Source organism: Micromonospora sp. NPDC002717 (assembly GCF_040295705.1).
GTDB lineage: Bacteria > Actinomycetota > Actinomycetes > Mycobacteriales > Micromonosporaceae > Micromonospora.
Map to the genome: position 1 here is coordinate 41,044 of NZ_JBEOVW010000036.1, position 16,216 is coordinate 57,259.

Sequence of the window (16,216 nt, forward strand, 5' to 3'; positions counted from 1 at the left end):
GAGTCCCGACGGCCGGGCTGTCAGGTTCGGCCGCCTGGCAGAACCTGACAGCCGGGCGATGCCCGCGCTCCCTGTCAGGTCTGCTCATCGCAGCGGTTCACGGCGGGACTGCAGTGCCCCTTGCTGATAGCGGCAGCCGCCGGTACCCGCTCTGCCTAGCCGGTGACGGGCTACCGGGTGCGGGGAGTCATCGCCACCGAGCAACGCGACCGATCCCCTGTGCTCTGGATCGGACCCGCACGCCGGTCACCATGCGGGCAGCTGGTGACCGGTCGGCCGGATCCGTCAGCGGAACCCGCCTGCAGTCTGGCCGTCGCCGAGGCAGCCCAGAGCGGAAGGTGGCTGTGAGCCGCCGCCTCCTGCCTCCGGGCCGGGCGGCCATTGGGCCGCTACGTCGCTCGGCTGCGGCCGCCCGGCTTCGGACCTGCCCGCGACGTTCAGGATTCCTGGGCATCGCGGGCGTTGTTAGTACGACATCGCTTGAGTTCGTTGGTGTGTGTCCGGTTGTAAAGGTCCTTGAGCTTGTAGATCTCGCGATGTGGATCGATGGTTGTGTTCTGAACCCTTCTCGGGAATCTTGAAGCTGCTTCGGATCGTCTGGAGTGGCTTCGGTTGACGTGAACGTGAGGTTCCTGGGTTGGGGTTGGCGGTCGTCCGGGATCTGCGTGACCGGCGCGCGCCGGCGTCGGCCGAGGACCTCGAGCGGTTCGAGGTGGATGTGCTGGCCGGGTTCGTGCTGGCGCGGGCCTCGGCCGGTTTGACCGACGGCACGGTGCGTGGTGATGTCAGCCAGCTGGAGCAGATTCGGGATTGGTTCGGCCGGCCGCTGTGGGAGATGGAACCGGCGGACGCGGACGCCTACTTCGGTCGCGTGCTGCGGGGTGCGCCGTCGGGGACGAGGCTGGCCCGTTCGCAGGCGCTGCGTACCTACTTCGCGTTCCTTGAGCTGCGCTTCCAGGCGGAACTGCATGCGCTGACCGGCCGGGTCGTGGCGTGTCCGATCGACGAGATGAACCGGCCGCGCGGGCGTAAGGACGCCAAGCTGCGGATCCCGCCCAGCGTCGAGGAGATCGACACCTTGTTCACGGGCTGGGCGGCGGAGTTGACGGCGTGCCGCAAGTTCGCGCCGACGGCCCGCAACTACACCGCGGCGAGGTTGATGGCCGATGTCGGGCTGCGGGTCAACGAGGCCCGCAGCCTGGACCTGGACGACATCAAGTGGGACCTTGGGCCGTTCGGCAAGCTCCACGTCCGCCACGGCAAAGGCGCCAACGGCTCCGGTCCCCGCGAACGCATGGTGCCGTTGATCAACCATGCCGGCCGCACCCTGGCCTGGTTCGTCGAGGACGTGTGGGCGCACTTCGGCGGCGACTACCGGACGCCCGGCACGCCGCTGTTCTGCTCGGAGCGCCTCGGCGCCGGTCGGGTCAGTTACGACGTCCTGCGCGCCGGGCTTGCCGCCGCGGTCGCCGCGCACCTGCCGGCCTGGACGGACAGGCTCACCCCGCACGTGCTGCGGCACTACTGCGCGTCGCAGATGTATCTCAACGGGGTGGACCTGATCGCGATCCAGGAGATGCTCGGGCACTCCTGGGTCGCCACGACGATGAAGTACGTCCACGTGCACCGCACCCGCATCGAGCAGGCATGGCTCGACGGGCAGCGACGCGCCGCCCGACGACTGGAAGGACTGGGCTGAATGCGGTGGAACATGCGCCTGGTCGCGGCTCAACGCGGCATCTGGAAGGCCTCCGAGTTGCAGCAGGTGTTCGCCGAGCACGGCCTGGTCATCTCCGCCGGGAAGATGTCCGGGCTGTGGTCTGGCCAGCCGGTGACGATCAAACTGGCCGACCTCGATGTGATCTGCGTGGCGCTGGACTGCCAGGTCGGGGACCTGCTGATCGCCGAACCCGACACCGTGTCCCGGTCCACCCCGGACGCTGCGAAGCCCGCCGCGGACGCCACCGCACCCGTTCCGATCACCCGGGTGGTGCCCCGCCGCCGCGACGGCCGGTCGCTGCCGCCGCGTTGACCGGTGGCCGCCCGCGACCATGACGGCACGGTCGTGCCGCGCACCGTCACCAGCTGCGCGGACTGCTTCGCCTGGGGCCTGACCTACGCCCAGGGCGTCTGCCTGCCCTGCTACAACTTCGCCGCCCCGCACAAGGGCTACCCGAGCGGCGAGTGCGCGGCCTGCGCCCGGGTGCAACGGTTGAAGCAGCGCTACTGCCGCCTGTGCTGGTGCCAGGCCCGCGACGAGCGGGCGCGGCTGGCCAGCGACGCCCGCTCCGCGGTGCTGCTCGCCCCCTACCTGGCCGGAATCCGGTGGCAGCAGCTGTTCCTGAGCCTCAGCGACCGCCGGCAGCCACCACCACGCACGGCACCACGCCGCTACGGCACCAAAGGCCGGCCGCCCAAGCAGCCACCACCACACGCGGGCCGCCCCCGCAGCGCCTGGTTGCAGGAGCCGCTGCTGCCTCCGGGACCACGCCACTACCGCGCTGCGGTTGATCTTCGCGCCGGGCCGCCACCGGACAATCCCTGGCTGGCCTGGGGCCTGCACCTTGCCCACACCACGGCCGAGGCACGCGGATGGGAACCCACCGCGCAGCGCGCGATGCAGCGGGTCCTGGTCATGCTGCTCGCCGGGCACCGCGAACCCGACCGCATCCGCGTCAGCGACTTCGCGCCCGTCGCCGCCCGGCAATACATCAACCTCGACTACGTCATCGAGATCCTCACGGCCATGGACATCGTCGACGACGACCGGCCCGCCAGCCTGGAGGGCTGGCTGGCCACCAGACTCGCCGGACTGCCCGGACCGTGGCGTCGAGACCTGAGCAGCTGGGCGCGCACGCTGCGCGACGGCAGCCCGCGAAGCCGGCCCCGCAACTACAGCACGGTCCGCGCCTACGCCGCTGCCGTGATCGACGCTGCCGCCAGTTGGACGCAGCGCGACCACCTGCGCGAAGTCACCCGCGAGGACGTCCAGACCTACGTCGCCACGCTGCACGGCCGACGCCGCGAAACAGCGACGACTGCCCTGCGCAGCCTGTTCCGATGGGCCAAGACGAACAAGCTGGTCTTCCGCAACCCCACCCGCGGCCTGCGAGGCCCGAACGTGCCGGACCCCATCTGGCCGCTGCTGGCACCCGACGACATCAGCGCCAGCGTCACCGCCGCATCGACCCCGCAGGCACGGCTCTGCGTCGTGCTGGCCGCCGTCCACGCCGCCAGACCAGGACAGATCCGCGCTCTGCACCTCGACGACGTCGACCTCGCCGGCCGCCGGATCACCATCGCCGGCAACACCCGACCGCTGGACAACCTCACCGCACAAGCGCTGCTCGACTGGCTGACCTACCGACGTGAACGCTGGCCCAACACCGCCAACCCGCACCTGCTCGTCAGCACCGCCAGCGCCCTGGGCCTCGCCCCGGTCAGCGCCACCTGGATCCTGAACCTGCGCGGACTGCCCGGCACCCTCGAACGACTGCGCATCGACCGGCAACTCGAGGAAGCCGTCACCACCGGCGCCGACCCGCTGCACCTGGCCGCCGTCTTCGGGTTCAGCGAAGGCACCGCCATCCGCTGGGCCACTAACGCCCGAGAACTCATCGGCGGCCCTCACGCGGACCGCCTCCCCGAGTTGCCGTGAACCCCGGTGTCCGCATGGCATGATGTCCCCTCAGGACACTCGGATTCGCCCTGCGAACACTTGGGTTCAGCCGAACTCGCGGACTTTCAGCAGCGCCGCAGGACCAGCACGTCCTCGTGTGCCACCAGGTGCACGGGGATGCCTTGGTCCCTGGCGCGGCGGACCGCTAGGAGCCCGAACATGTTGGCCCGGTGCACGATCTGCCCGTCACGGACGGCGGCGAGCATCGCCGCGCACCGCTGCACCGGGACCAGTCCGATCGACTGCGCGACGGCGAGGAGCTCGCCGGGCAGGTCGATCAGGTCGTCGCGCTGGCGGCGTACTGGCCGGCAGGTGATCACCACGGTCCCGCCGGGCTGCAGCAGTTGGTAGCTGGCGGCCAGGATCGCGGCGAACCCGTCGAACAAGCGGGACCATCCCGTGTAGGCGAGGTTGCCGCTTTCCCGGTTGCCGTAGTGGTGGTCCCGTTTGCGTACCCCGGTAGTCGTCGTGCGCACGAGGCCATGGGTCCCGCGCCCGTACGGCGGTGAGGTGAGCACGAGGCTCACTCGACCGACCGCGGACGCGGGCACCAGATCGAGCAGACCTTTGGCATCGCCGGTGAGCACCTGCGCCACGCCGGCGGCGCCCTGCGACGCTGCGAGAGCAACGTTGGCGGCAGCAAGCTCGGTGAACCGAGGCTCGATGTCGATCCCGATCCCCTGCCGGCCAAGATGCATGGCCTCCACCAGGGTGGTGCCGGACCCGCACATCGGGTCGAACACCAGATCGCCGGGTGCGGTGTAGGAGCTGATCGCGTGCGCGGCCAGGTGGGGCAGCATCTTCCCAGGGTGGCTGGAGGTTTTCGCGACGTAGCGGCCTCGGCGTTGGTCCCGGGCGGGCTGCTGGCAGGTCAGCCACACCGAGGTGACCGGCAGGGACTCAGCCATCGGTGCCCCCGGTCTCCGACGCGCTGCGGGTCAGGATCAGCACGTCGGTGTGGATGTCCAGCTGCGCCCGCTGGCCACGCCGAGGCGGTCGGTCGACCGCCACGATGTGCTGCAGGTACGCCAGCCCGGCCCGCTTGGCGGCGATGATGACGTCGACCGGCAGGGTGACGTCGTCGTGCGGCAGCAGCACCGCCACGCAGCCGCCGGGCACGAGGCTGGCGCGGCAACGGACGAAGAACTCGACCGGTGAAGCGGCGTCGAGCGGCCAGCCGGTGACGATCAGCGTCGCCGCCTCCCGGCCCCAGCCGACCTGCCGAGGCGCGTGCAGGTGACTGCGGCGATGCGCGGCGATGACCGCACGGGCCAACTGCGGCCCCACAGCCAGGTCGATGATCAGATCGGACGGGTGAGTGAGGTTGTGGACCAGCCGCACGCCCATCGCGTTGGACAGGGTCTCGCCCTCCTGCGGGGCGGGGACCGGCCAGACGGTGATCGGCACGGGCGGGTCGCCGGGCACCACGTCCCCCACAGGGGTCGGCGCGCGGCGCGGGTTTTTATCAGTCATGGGCACGGTGGCCCCCGGACCGGCAGGGCGTACTGACGATCCCTAGTGCGCCGCTGACAGGCCGATCGAACCCGCCCCGACCTGACAGAACCCGTCATTCCCTGGCCGCCTGACAGCCCGACCGGGCGGTCCTGACGGCGGCGAACCTGACAGAACCGGACACGACCTGTCTCAGTCCGGCAACGGCCTCTGGTGTCAGGTCGGGCTGTCCCAATCGAGATCACGGGCCTCCGGACACCTCGGAGCGCTCCCTTCCGAAGGGACATCACCATGGCAACGACCACCCGCACAAGGATGGCCGACACGGCGCTAACCACCGCCGAGAAGGCATTCGAGCTGCTGACCTGCGAACCCGCACCGCTGGTGTTCGACGCGCGCCCGGTTCCGGGCCTGCCGGACACAACAATGCCGCTGAACGAGCTGCGCAAGCTGCTGATGTACGAGGCCTACGACAGCGACACCACCGACGAGCTGTGGCGGCAGCTCGCCCACCACGCCCGCGAACGGGGGCCGGCCTGGGTGGTCGGGGCGATCGGTGTGGCGTTACCCGCGCTGACGCACCTCGCGGCGAAGATCAGCCGCGGCTACGTCCGGCACGCCGACGACGTGGACTCCGAAGTCCTGGCCGGGTTCCTCCACGCACTGCGCACGGCGGACCTCGCCCCACCCCGACTGTGGCTGCGGCTGTGCTGGGCGGCCTGGCGCGCCGGCGCCACGGTCGTCAAGGCCGACGACGGCGAGGAACTGCCGTTTGACCTGTCGAGCGGGTCGCGTTCACCGCGGATGCCTTACGGGCACCCGGACCTGCTGCTCGGTCGGGCCGCCGCCGCTGGCCTGATCACCGCCGAAGCCGCCGAGCTGATCAGCGCGACCCGATTCGGCGACGCACTGATCGAGCACCTGGCCGCTAAGCAGGGCGTGACCGCGTCGGCCCTGCGGATGCGGCGACGCCGTGCCGAGCGCGTCGTGGCCGCCGCCGTCACGCGAGGCGACCTGTCCGGCCCGATCCACTCGTCCAGCCGCCGCGAAGTCACCATGGCGGCCTAAACTAGACAAGAGGATCATCAACCAAGGATTGCTTCCGTGGTCAACCAGGGTCCCCAATGGACCCCGCAGGGGTTAAAGGTCAAGTTTAGCTGCGGACCGCTCGCCTGACGGGTGGGGCACCAGTTTGGAAGTCGGTGGCTGGTTGCCCCACGATGTCCGAATCGCCTGTTCAGCCGGTTGGCATTGGTGACCGCTAATGCCCCTTGGTGACCGTTCGACGAACCAGTTATTCGCCCGTGGCTGGCCTACGCGTTCGGTGGCTGCCCGCTCTGGTCCGATGCCGCCATAGGGCCACGGCGACCAATCCGGCGGCGAGGAGAGTCAGCATCGCACCGGTCGTAAACCACCAACGGCCGGGCCACTGCACAGGCGCAGGTACTGCCACGACAGGCGTTGGGGCCGCTGCGGGCGCGGACGGTGCGCCCGGCAACTGGCGGATCCCGAAACACAGCCCAGTGGCGCCGTCGACCGAATTCACCCGGTACCGGGTGCCAGCGCGAAAGTCGTAGCCGCAGCTGGCCTCGCCGCGGCTCACGGCCAGCCTGAGCGTGGCATCTGACCCGGGACGGCCCTTCTCGACCGACTCGACCGCGAGTTGGACGGCCCTGTCCGTCACGCCAGTGACAGTGCCGACGACGATGAGGTCCGCCCGCTCGTCCTCCTGGTCGGGCCGCAAGGCGCAAGAGCAGGCCCAAGCGGGCTGCACCGGTGAGACGAGCACGACGAGGCCGAGGCTGAGAGTGGTCAGGGCAACCAGAATCGCGGCGCGCAGCTTCATGCGATCACCGACGCGCGCGAAGCCCCAAGGGTTCCATCAGTAATCGTCATGCTGGCGGCTACGCGGGAAGCCAGTGACGCCCACGTCCGCGCCGGCGACAGCAGTAACCCGGACAAAGCCCTGGACTACCTCGTCGAAGGTCACGTGTTCGACTGCTACTCGCCGGCGGCGCGCGCGTCGGTGCGCAACGTCTGGAGCCAAGTCCGGGAGAAGGTCGATGACGATCAGACCCAACGCGTGGTGGTGAACCTGCAAAACTGGAATGGTGACCTGACGGCTCTGCGGCGCCAGTTCGACGACTGGCCCATCGACGGGCTCAAGGAACTGGTCGTGGTGAAACCCGACGGCACGATCCAAGAGATCATCCGGCGACAGTGACAAGGGGCAGACATGGCCGTCGAGTTCCGTCTGATCCTGGCCGGTGATCCTCCCGTCGACGAGATCGCCGCCCTGACCGCCGCGGACCCCCGCGAAAAGCCGCAGCCAACGTCGAACCAGCGTCTATTCACGGCCCGCCTGTACGACCAACGCGGCTACGCCATCACCGTCCGCTCCGGCACGCACGGCCACTACGAGGCCGAGACAGATGGCGACTCCCGCTGGGAATGGGAACCCGAGACGTACGTCAACATCACCTTCTCCATGCGCGCCGACGACCTGGTCGACAAGGGAATCCCCAACATGGTGAGGGCGATAGCCAGGGTGCTGGCCGGTCGCAACGAGGACGCGGCCCTGATCCAGGACGGCGACCACCTCCTCCTGACCCGCACCAACGGCGTCACCCGCACACACCGCACAAGCTGGTGGAACCACTACCACCTGGAGCACCTCGTCACCGGCGGAGCAGGCCGAGATCGCCCGGTTGCGCCGTGAGCTGGAGTTGGCGCAGGCGAAGCTGGCGCGGACCGAGACGGCGTTGACGATCATGGAAAGCGCGTGCGCTCTTGGAGGACATCTCCAGGAGCGAGCCGGACGGTCCGAACGTGCTCGGGCTCGGCAGGCGCTGATGGCCGCCTATCATGCGCTGACCAGCGCGAGGATCACGACGCGGGACGCGAAGCGGCTGACCGGGATCGCCCGGTCCAGCGCCGAACGCGACCGGCGGCGGCCGACATCGGCCCCGCCGGCGCGGCGAGCGCCGGCGAACGCGCTCACCCCGGCCGAACGCGAGCAGGTTCTGCGGCTGTTGAACAGTCCGGAGTTCGTCGACGCGGCCCCGGCCCAGATCTACGCGGCGCTGCTGGACCAGGGCATGTACGTCGGTTCGATCGCCACCATGTATCGGGTTCTTCGCGAGCACGCGCAGGTTCGCGAGCGTCGGCCGGCTGGCCCGGCAGCCGGCCCGCCGGCGTCCCGAGTTGGTCGCTGACGCGCCGCGGCAGGTCTACACCTGAGACATAACGAAGCTGGCCGGACCCGCGAAGGGCGTCTACCACGACGTCTACGTGATGATCGACATCTACTCCCGGTACATCGTCGGTGTCCGTGTGCACGCCCGCGAGTCCGGCCCCCTCGCCGAGTCGACGATGCGCGAGGTGTTCGGTGTCCATGACATCCCGCACGTCGTGCACGCCGACCGCGGCACGTCGATGACGTCGAAATCGGTGGCTGACCTGCTCGAAGACCTCGATGTCACTCGCTCGCACTCCCGGCCGAAGGTGTCCAATGACAACCCGTACAGCGAGGCATGGTTGCCGGGTAGGCGGCCGGAGTCGCACCGGCCGCCCCCCACAGATCCGGACGTGAACCTCTCGACTCATCCGGCTCGTGCCGTTCAGTTCCCAGGGCGTCAGTACCGCAGCGCCCAGTGCACGAACAGGCCGGGTGACCGTTGTCGGACTCCCTTCAGCCATGCCCGTGCCCTTATTGCCCCCCGGTGACTCCTTCAGCGGGCACGCAACGGGCACGGCAGAGGACTGCCACGTGCTTCGGGCTGCTGGCATGATTCGCGCCGTGGACCTGCTTTGCGACTACTTCTCGGCTACCGCCGCAGTGATCGATGTTCTCGGTGGTCCGCGCGCCGCCTCAGGTCTGAGGTACTGAGGTGACCGAGGCCCAACGGCGCGGTGCCGGCTGGTGGCTCGGGCGCACCTGTCTGGTGGCCGCGCTGCTCGTGCCGGTCAAGTTCGGTCTAATGCTGATCATCCTTGGGCCGGAGGCGTACCTCAGCTCCACCCAACCCGGGGGGACGTTCCTCGCCCTCGGGTTGGAGGTCTTCCTCTCCCTGGTGCCCACAGTGCTGCTTTTGGCGTTGTCGGCGGCGGTGGGTCGAGCGCTCGGAATCGGACTCGCGTTCCGCGTGCTCACCACGGTGCTGATCGCCGCCGTCGCGGCCCTGCCGGTCGTGTTCATCGGCTGGATCGTCTACGCGATGATCGAGCTCCTCGGGCAGCTCGTGGTGGCTGCCGTCGCGATCCGTTACGTGAACGCGCTGCGACCTTCGGTGTGAACGCGGCTGGAGAGCGTCGACGGCTGTCGACGACTGCTGCCAGGAAACCTCAGTCCATGCATGTTGTTCGGGCTCCAGCCACGTCCGGTGGTATCGGTTGCTCTCGTTCCTGCCTTCTGCCCCCGCGCCTCCCGTTACCCGCACGCGCGTACGGCGGCCAGGTCGCTACGCTTCTCCGGTGACGAATGGTGCCGGTGTCGCATTGGGTATCGAGGCTGCTCGGCGGTTAGCGCAACTGGACCTGGTGGACATCCAGCCAGGGCTCACCGACGCCGAGTTCGTCAGCATCAAGCGACGGTTCGGCTTCGAGTTCGCCGACGACCACCGCGCCTTCCTCGCGGCCGGGCTGCCAGTCTGGACACCTGGCCACGATGACCACCCCGACAAGGCAAGTTGGGGCTGGCCGAACTGGCGCCAACTTGACTCCACCACGTTGCGAGAGCAGGTTGACTGGCCGCTCACAACCGCGCTCGACGACATCGAGCAAGGCGAGTGGCCACCCGGGTGGGGCAATCGCCCTCACGACCTCGTCCGGCGCATTGCCAAGGCGAAGCGCCTTCTCGCCGACGTTCCCCAAATGGTTCCCGTGTACGCCCACCGCTACCTGCCGGCCGGCCGCGGCTCCTTCGGACATCCCGTGCTGTCCATCCACCGGCTGACCGACACCATCGTGTATGGCCACGACCTCGCCCACTACATCGATCAGGAGTTCCGAGAGCCCCGGGTGACTGTGCCCCTCTGGCGTGACTACGTGTGAGGGTGAAGGCCGGCGCCCGACTGCTTGATTCCCAGGCAACCAACACAGGGCGCTGACCTGCCGTTCCATGGGTGTTGGCCTGCTAGAACGGTCCACCAACGTCCCTGCTCGTCCGCTGGCGTCCGTCCCGATCGTCACTCGGTTAGTCACCCGGCCTACGACACGGCATCGGGCACCCCGTGCAGAGTCCGAGCTATGCGGGAAAGACCACGCCGTCCGTCGTAATACGCGGCGGTGGTTCGAGCCTCATACCCAATGCGAGGCACACCGCATGGGCAGCCGCGATCTTCACGTCACCGTCAGCCGTGTCCGCCGGCATATCCACAATCTTCATCACCGTCACCTTGTAGCCGCCAGGTCGCCCCAAGCGGGCGAGCGCATACCGCACGCCCTCAACCGCCTCAGCCACCAATCGATCATTGATCGGCCGATCGATCACAGCTCGCGACCCATAGACATCCCACAACCAGGCAAAGGCATCCGGGGAGACATCCACCTCGTCACGGTCTGCTGGCTCGACCGCGACAGCCACATCCGCCGCATGCCCAATCCGGCCAAGCACCTGCCGAAGGCGAAACTCTCCCTGCACGGCCAGAGGATACCGGCACCGGTTCTTCGTCCCCAAGGAATGATCAGCCGTCGATGATCTGGGCGGGTAGCCCACAAACGACGCGCTATCGCCATCCCGCCTGCCGCCGGCCCGCCCCCTGGCACATCACCATGCGCGGCTAGTTGCTGGGTTACTCCCGCGAGGCGACGGACCAAGCCAGCGCAGCTACGGCAACCAGCATTGCTACCGCCGACAAGATGCCCGAGATCAGGAAGGGCATGGGTATGAGCGACGTGCCTTCCAGGATCAGCAGAATCGCGGCAACCAACATGACGCCGACACCAACGCGGACCTGTCGGGATTGCTGGCTCTCCGTCGGATGCGCGGGCCGAGCCCAGGTAACGGGGAACCGTTGCGACACGGCGAGACGGACGCCGAATACGAACAGGAGAAGGAAGAAGATCACGAGCACCAGGCGGAAGGCGACCAACACGGAGTTCGCGTCTCTCATGCGGCCATCATTCACGGCGGCGTCAAAGCTTGTTGCACGAGCCATCGCACGACGAGTTGCGGCGCCTCGCCCGGCGCGGACCCGGCTCCCGGGGTCGGAGCTGGCCACCGGCGGCCACCCTCCCCCTCCCAGGTGAGCGGTTGACCTGACCCTGAGCGGCTGCGGAGCCGGCTCCTGGACGACCGGCATGCCGTCGCGCGGCCACCACCCCCATGCTTAAAACTTGCCGCGCGGACCCGGCGCGCGCCCTCCCCTGCGCCGCGCTGCTCAGGCGCGGCGCGGCCGGCCGCCGGCGACGAACCTCCACCACTCTCCCCGCTATCCCGTCTGCGGCAGCCCCCGGCTCCCCGCTCTCCGCGCCAGGCGCCGGGCGTTCTGCGTGGCCGGGGACTGTACATTTGTACAGTCCCCATCCTGGCACGGCCGACCGACGGACCGGGCGGGCCAGACACCGACCGGTCAGCAAGCCCGCTCAGGATCGGAACAGCCCGGCGGTGAGCATGTGAAGGTCGAGAGGGGGACGGCATGCCCGCAGCGTTCAACACCGCCCGAGGGCGGCTCGGTCCGCGCCAACCTTGCCCGGTGTCCTTTCGCAGTCAATCTGCTCCGGCCGTGGCGGGCTGACCTGCGCGGATCAGCTTTGGTTGAGAATCCGACTCGCCGGTTGTTCTCGGTTGATCTGCTCCGCAGGCACGCCTACGCCGGTGTTTCTCAGTTCGCCTGCTTCGCAGGACGGTGTGGTCGCGATCCTGGGACCCGGCGGATGCAAGGCGGCTACACGAACGAAAAGACACGTTCCTCCGGGTCCACGACCGCGGCCAAAAACGCTCCAGGCACGAGGGCCGGGTCATCAGCGCGGATCGTCTCGGCCTCGAAGGTGGCGAACCCAGTACCACTGATCCGCAGGCGGAGTTTCAACCCGGGATCCTCCCCACCCAGGTGGTTGGCCACCGCGAGAATCTCGGCCGTCGCGGCGACACCGGTAGCGGCGAGCCGCCGCGCGTCACGGCGCGAGCGAGTGACCAGGCGCAAGCCCCAAACTCCGAAGCCGCCGCCGACGATCGTCGTCAGTAGGCTCCCGGCGAGCAGGTTCCAGAAGTCTGCGGCAGACAGGCTCCAGCCCTGCGATACGGCGACGGACAGCAGGAACGGTCCGGGCAGACAGATCGCCAAGAACATCATTCGGCAAAGAAGTGCGCCGATCGGACCGATGCGCGGCTCCGCCTCCCGGGGTGTAGTCGTCATCCTCACAACCTAGTGCGGGGTCCTTCAGCGCTGAGGCCGGACAAGCCCCGCCTGAGGCAGAGCAGATCGATTGGGAAGACCGGGCAGTCGGAGCAAAAGTCTGAGAAACGGGGCGGGTTAGCTGCGAAAGGACAACCGGCAACGCGGTTCGCTGACCGGTCTTGTCAGGGCGTGACAGACCGGCAGCGAGTTCGATCGGCCTGACAGTCGAGATCTGGGCGGTGCATGTCGTCCACGGCATGCCCGCCCGGTGGGGACCACCCAATCGGCGAGGCCCACGGTCCGGCATGGCTGGCGCGGCGTACTGACACCGCAATCCCGTCGCATGACGCAAGGGAGGAGCGCCCCCACCGGACCACACGGACCTTCGCCCGGTCCCCACCGCGGCGGCCCGCAGATCTTTTGTGGAGCGCCGCAATGCACACGACTCTCTCAATCTTGTCCGACCTCGCCGCAGCCACCCCCACGCCCACGCCGGCACCGACGCCCAAGAGCATCAACGAGGTCATCTCTGGCATCACTGGCTGGATCATGGGCATCATCGCGTTGGTCGCGACGATGTTCCTGGTCATCGGCGGCCTTCGGTACATGGCCGCCGGAGGCGACCCGGCCCAGGTCGAGCAGGCGAAGGGCAACTTCAAGTCCGCGTTGATCGGCTACGCCCTCGCGGTGCTGTCCCCGGTCATCCTGCAGGTCCTGCAGGGCATCCTCGGCGGCTGACATGTCGCCGACCATGGTCAACTGGATGATGAACGGCCTGGTCAGCTGGCTCGCCGAGAAGGTCACCGACCTTCTCGGCGGCCTGCTGGCCTTCCTGGCATCCTCCATCTTCATATCGCCGGACGTCACCGTCCTGCCGCAGGTGACGTCGATCGCCGACAAGAGCGCGCTGGTCGTCAACGCCTGCTTCATCCTCGCGATCATCGCCGTGGGCATCGCCACGATGGTCGGCGACTCGGTCGAGATGCGCTACCACATCAAGGAACTGATCCCCCGGCTCGTCGTCGGATGCGTCCTGTCCGCGTTCGCGGTCCCGCTGACCAGCGTGCTCATCAACATCGCCAACGCCCTGACGGTGTCGATGACCGGCACGTCGGCGCCGACCACCGAGGCGGTCACCTTCGTCAAGGTCCGCATCGCCTCGGCGATGACCGACGAGAGCGCCGCCCTCCTGATCGCCATCATCGGACTGCTCATCGTCGTGCTGATGTTCATGCTCGTCGGCAGCTGGCTCGCGCGGATCGGAGTGCTGATCATCCTCGCCGGGATCGCACCGGTGGCGCTCGCCTGCTACGCCACGCCCTGGACACAGGGCGCCGCGCAGCTGTGGTGGCGCACCCTGCTGGGTTGCCTGGCCACACCCACGCTGCAGGCGGTCGCGTTCTCGGCGGGCATCAACCTGCTGATCGACCCGGGATCGAACCTGCCGATCCTGCTCGGCCTGCCCGCCTCGGACGCGATGAACCTCATGCTCGTCATCGTCGTGCTCTGGGTCACGATCAAGATCCCCGGAATGATGCGCCGGTACGTGGCCCGGGCGGGCTCGTCGAACGTCGGCGGGATGCTGCTGCGGGCGGTGTTCGTCCAGGGGGTCACCCGCCGCCTGCCGCTCGGCCGGCTCGGTGCTGCTGCCGTGCGAGGTGGGCGATGACCGACGGCGACACCACTGCGCGCGCCGTCGTCCCGACGGGCGCTTCATACTGCCTCTCCGATGACTGTTGTTGGATTGGTGGACGCGGGTCACGTGCTGATCGGGTTCTCGCGCCGACGTCGGCGGAGTAATCCGGCCGCCGTCGAGCCGCGCGAAGCTGACCTGTGTGCTTCAACGATCGAGTCGCGGCAGCCGCCCGCTCCGACCGTCCGCGATGACGGTTGGAGCCGGTGGCGTGTAACGGATAGCCCGGGTCACTGAGAATGGTCACCGTACGGGGTAAATGAGAATGCGCAGGTCCTGAGCGTTGACGGAGTCGATCGGCGATCAGAGTTGTCCGCTGAGGGATTGCCTTATGGACGCCGCCACGCGCTCAATGCGGCATGACCGCGTGTTGGCGCGTTGCAGCAGATGAACGGCAGGAACGGTACGGACGTTGTTCAAGATTATTTAGGAGGGGGCTGGCGAAGTCTCCCTGAGCGACATGCCCAGACCATGGCGGGGCTGCCGAGTTCCTCGATCCAGTCCGGCGGTTCGGTTGCGGTGAATGCCTGGGTCATTGCGGTCAGCCATGCTGCGAACGAGGGGAAGTCCGGCACTGCGTCGTCGGGATCCTCCCAGGCGTAACCGTCGAGGTAACGGACGCGGGGCTCGTCTTCATGGTGGTAGTAGACCGGGTACTCGCCGTTGGCGTCCGGCCGGGTCACGTCGAAGCACCACACTGCCTCGTCGTAGACGGTGTAGGCGAACCCGACGAGGTGGTTGGTCGACAGGTAGCGGCCGGGATCGCGGCTGACGTGTTCCGGAAGGTGTATCCATGTCTGGTTGAGCGGGACCATCTCCTCCTCGTTGACGATCACGAATTCGGGATCGTTGTCGCCGACGGTCCGGCGGCACGACAACCGGTTGTGCTCGGCGAGGAACGCGCGATAGCTCGGCGGCGCCGACCACCTCACCGACCCGAAATGCGGTTCGAGACCGTTCTCACGGGTGCGGATCGCCTCCTCGCTGGCCGGCGGGGAGGCGGAGAGCTGGAGCATGCCGGCAGCAGCGGCTTGCCGTAGAGCCTCAAGGTTGGCGTGCGGTTCGATGATCACCCGTGTGACATTAGGGGTCGGGCACAAGCGCTGTGCTGTCCTGTCCGTCGCGGCCGAGCAGGTCAGCTACGGCTTGTAGCCCGCTACCGCCCCAGTCACGCTCTGTAGCGCACCGAATGCGACGTGGTGTGAGTATGTCTGCTGTGTGGGCATTTGCTGGAGGCCGCCCGGGGTGGTGGGGGTGTGTCAGGCCGCAACGGTGATCGACGCGGTTCGGTTCGGCGAAGTTGTGGAACTGCGATGTCGGGCGGACGTCCGGGCCGTCTCGGCCACCGCGGTCGACCTCGCCGCCGAACAGAGACGCGCCATATCTCGATGGAGCGCAACACCCGCATATCAAGCATGAGCGGACGACGATGGCACCGGAGGCCGAGGTTCTGTCCGCTGAAGATTCCCCTAACGGACACCCGCTGCCGCAGGGGTCGGCTTGAGTCTGAACGAGTTGGCGACCTTCTTCCGGTAGATCTCCTGGGCCTGGGCATCCCAGGGGATGCACCAGCGGCCCGCTCGGGCGTTGGCGGGAACTTGGCTCAGGCGCAGCCAGTTGTAGATCGCGTCAGCGGGGATGCCGAGTAGCTGGGCTGCCTGTTTGACGCTGATCTCCCCGCCCTGCACGGCCACGGTGCGGGGCGTGAAGATCTGGTAGATGCCGCGCACCGCAGCGACGTGCCGCGGGGTGAAGCGCAGGTTCTTGCCGGTGCGCAGGCCAGCGTCGTTGAGCATCTTCGAGATCTGAACATTGCTATGGGTAGCGCCGTACTCGCGCACGATGGCGAGGACCTGCGGTGGGGTGCGACCTGGCCCGCGTCGCTCGACGATCAGCTCGTCGCTGGCACCGGTGTGCCAGCGCACGCCGATCCGCACGGCGCCGGAGTCCTGCTCTAGTACTCCAACGTCACTTGGCTTCGGCGTTGGGCGTGGCGCAGGCATGAAGACGGCCACCGCGTTGATCATCGATGGTTTGTGAGGACAACCGAAG

At 68.2% G+C, this 16,216-nt stretch carries 20 protein-coding genes; 12 read left to right on the forward strand and 8 right to left on the reverse strand.

The features are described 5' to 3' along the window. Positions 1 to 637: 637 nt before the first annotated feature. Genes ABT006_RS31020 through ABT006_RS31030 form a run of 3 tightly spaced genes read left to right on the forward strand, consistent with a single transcriptional unit; the run spans position 638 to position 3,658 of the window. Positions 638 to 1,699 (forward strand): tyrosine-type recombinase/integrase, encoded by a 1,062-nt coding sequence (locus ABT006_RS31020; protein ID WP_350712024.1) that lies wholly within the window; start codon positions 638 to 640, stop codon positions 1,697 to 1,699. Further along, positions 1,700 to 2,032: a helix-turn-helix domain-containing protein gene (locus tag ABT006_RS31025; RefSeq protein ID WP_350712025.1), complete on the forward strand. Its 333-nt coding sequence runs from the start codon at positions 1,700 to 1,702 to the stop codon at positions 2,030 to 2,032. A gap of 3 nt (positions 2,033 to 2,035) precedes the next feature. Then, entirely contained in the window at positions 2,036 to 3,658 is a 1,623-nt protein-coding gene (locus tag ABT006_RS31030; protein WP_350712026.1) for an integrase, read from the forward strand. A gap of 86 nt (positions 3,659 to 3,744) precedes the next feature. Here the strand turns inward: ABT006_RS31030 and ABT006_RS31035 are convergent, their stop codons facing one another. Both ABT006_RS31035 and ABT006_RS31040 read right to left on the reverse strand, forming a co-directional pair. Continuing rightward, on the reverse strand, positions 3,745 to 4,587 hold the full coding sequence (locus tag ABT006_RS31035; protein ID WP_350712027.1) for a TRM11 family SAM-dependent methyltransferase: 843 nt from the start codon (positions 4,585 to 4,587) through the stop codon (positions 3,745 to 3,747). After that, on the reverse strand, positions 4,580 to 5,152 hold the full coding sequence (locus tag ABT006_RS31040; protein ID WP_350712028.1) for a hypothetical protein: 573 nt from the start codon (positions 5,150 to 5,152) through the stop codon (positions 4,580 to 4,582). The genes ABT006_RS31035 and ABT006_RS31040 overlap by 8 nt, the downstream gene beginning before the upstream one ends. A gap of 270 nt (positions 5,153 to 5,422) precedes the next feature. Between ABT006_RS31040 and ABT006_RS31045 the strand changes: the two genes are divergently transcribed. Beyond that, positions 5,423 to 6,199, forward strand: a complete 777-nt coding sequence (locus tag ABT006_RS31045; RefSeq protein WP_350712029.1) for a hypothetical protein — start codon at positions 5,423 to 5,425, stop codon at positions 6,197 to 6,199. A 226-nt stretch (positions 6,200 to 6,425) separates the two neighbouring features. Here the strand turns inward: ABT006_RS31045 and ABT006_RS31050 are convergent, their stop codons facing one another. Continuing rightward, positions 6,426 to 6,977 carry a hypothetical protein gene (locus ABT006_RS31050; protein WP_350712030.1) on the reverse strand — a complete coding sequence of 184 codons (552 nt, stop codon included), beginning with the start codon at positions 6,975 to 6,977 and terminating at the stop codon, positions 6,426 to 6,428. 48 nt (positions 6,978 to 7,025) lie between these two features. Between ABT006_RS31050 and ABT006_RS31055 the strand changes: the two genes are divergently transcribed. The 6 genes from ABT006_RS31055 (at position 7,026) to ABT006_RS31080 (ending at position 10,183) form a co-directional block, all read left to right on the forward strand. Continuing rightward, a complete protein-coding gene (locus ABT006_RS31055; protein ID WP_350712031.1) occupies positions 7,026 to 7,355 on the forward strand; it encodes a CdiA C-terminal domain-containing protein in 330 nt (109 codons plus the stop codon). Between the two features lie 12 nt (positions 7,356 to 7,367). After that, a complete protein-coding gene (locus tag ABT006_RS31060) occupies positions 7,368 to 7,850 on the forward strand; it encodes a SitI3 family protein (RefSeq protein WP_350712032.1) in 483 nt (160 codons plus the stop codon). Beyond that, the gene (locus tag ABT006_RS31065) at positions 7,840 to 8,346 is read left to right on the forward strand and encodes a hypothetical protein (RefSeq protein ID WP_350712033.1); all 507 of its coding nucleotides are present in this window, start codon (positions 7,840 to 7,842) and stop codon (positions 8,344 to 8,346) included. The genes ABT006_RS31060 and ABT006_RS31065 overlap by 11 nt, the downstream gene beginning before the upstream one ends. Positions 8,347 to 8,383: 37 nt before the next feature. Then, positions 8,384 to 8,857, forward strand: coding sequence for a DDE-type integrase/transposase/recombinase (locus ABT006_RS31070; protein ID WP_350712045.1), 474 nt, complete (start codon positions 8,384 to 8,386; stop codon positions 8,855 to 8,857). Positions 8,858 to 9,021: 164 nt separating this feature from the next. Beyond that, positions 9,022 to 9,426: a hypothetical protein gene (locus ABT006_RS31075; protein ID WP_350712034.1), complete on the forward strand. Its 405-nt coding sequence runs from the start codon at positions 9,022 to 9,024 to the stop codon at positions 9,424 to 9,426. A 178-nt stretch (positions 9,427 to 9,604) separates the two neighbouring features. Beyond that, a complete protein-coding gene (locus tag ABT006_RS31080) occupies positions 9,605 to 10,183 on the forward strand; it encodes a hypothetical protein (protein WP_350712035.1) in 579 nt (192 codons plus the stop codon). Positions 10,184 to 10,376: 193 nt separating this feature from the next. Here ABT006_RS31080 and ABT006_RS31085 read toward each other — a convergent pair whose 3' ends face one another. The 3 genes from ABT006_RS31085 to ABT006_RS31095 all read right to left on the reverse strand — a co-directional run bounded on the left by ABT006_RS31085 (position 10,377) and on the right by ABT006_RS31095 (position 12,489). Continuing rightward, positions 10,377 to 10,772 (reverse strand): hypothetical protein, encoded by a 396-nt coding sequence (locus ABT006_RS31085; RefSeq protein WP_350712036.1) that lies wholly within the window; start codon positions 10,770 to 10,772, stop codon positions 10,377 to 10,379. 151 nt (positions 10,773 to 10,923) lie between these two features. Beyond that, positions 10,924 to 11,244, reverse strand: coding sequence for a hypothetical protein (locus ABT006_RS31090; protein ID WP_350712037.1), 321 nt, complete (start codon positions 11,242 to 11,244; stop codon positions 10,924 to 10,926). Positions 11,245 to 12,018: 774 nt separating this feature from the next. Next, a complete protein-coding gene (locus ABT006_RS31095) occupies positions 12,019 to 12,489 on the reverse strand; it encodes a hypothetical protein (protein ID WP_350712038.1) in 471 nt (156 codons plus the stop codon). Between the two features lie 438 nt (positions 12,490 to 12,927). Between ABT006_RS31095 and ABT006_RS31100 the strand changes: the two genes are divergently transcribed. Both ABT006_RS31100 and ABT006_RS31105 read left to right on the forward strand, forming a co-directional pair. After that, entirely contained in the window at positions 12,928 to 13,209 is a 282-nt protein-coding gene (locus tag ABT006_RS31100) for a pilin (RefSeq protein WP_350712039.1), read from the forward strand. 1 nt (position 13,210) lies between these two features. Next, entirely contained in the window at positions 13,211 to 14,140 is a 930-nt protein-coding gene (locus ABT006_RS31105; protein ID WP_350712040.1) for a conjugal transfer protein TrbL family protein, read from the forward strand. 446 nt (positions 14,141 to 14,586) lie between these two features. Here ABT006_RS31105 and ABT006_RS31110 read toward each other — a convergent pair whose 3' ends face one another. After that, positions 14,587 to 15,237 (reverse strand): SMI1/KNR4 family protein, encoded by a 651-nt coding sequence (locus tag ABT006_RS31110; protein WP_350712041.1) that lies wholly within the window; start codon positions 15,235 to 15,237, stop codon positions 14,587 to 14,589. A 396-nt stretch (positions 15,238 to 15,633) separates the two neighbouring features. Next, on the reverse strand, positions 15,634 to 16,191 hold the full coding sequence (locus ABT006_RS31115; protein ID WP_350712042.1) for a hypothetical protein: 558 nt from the start codon (positions 16,189 to 16,191) through the stop codon (positions 15,634 to 15,636). Between the last annotated feature and the right edge of the window lie 25 nt (positions 16,192 to 16,216).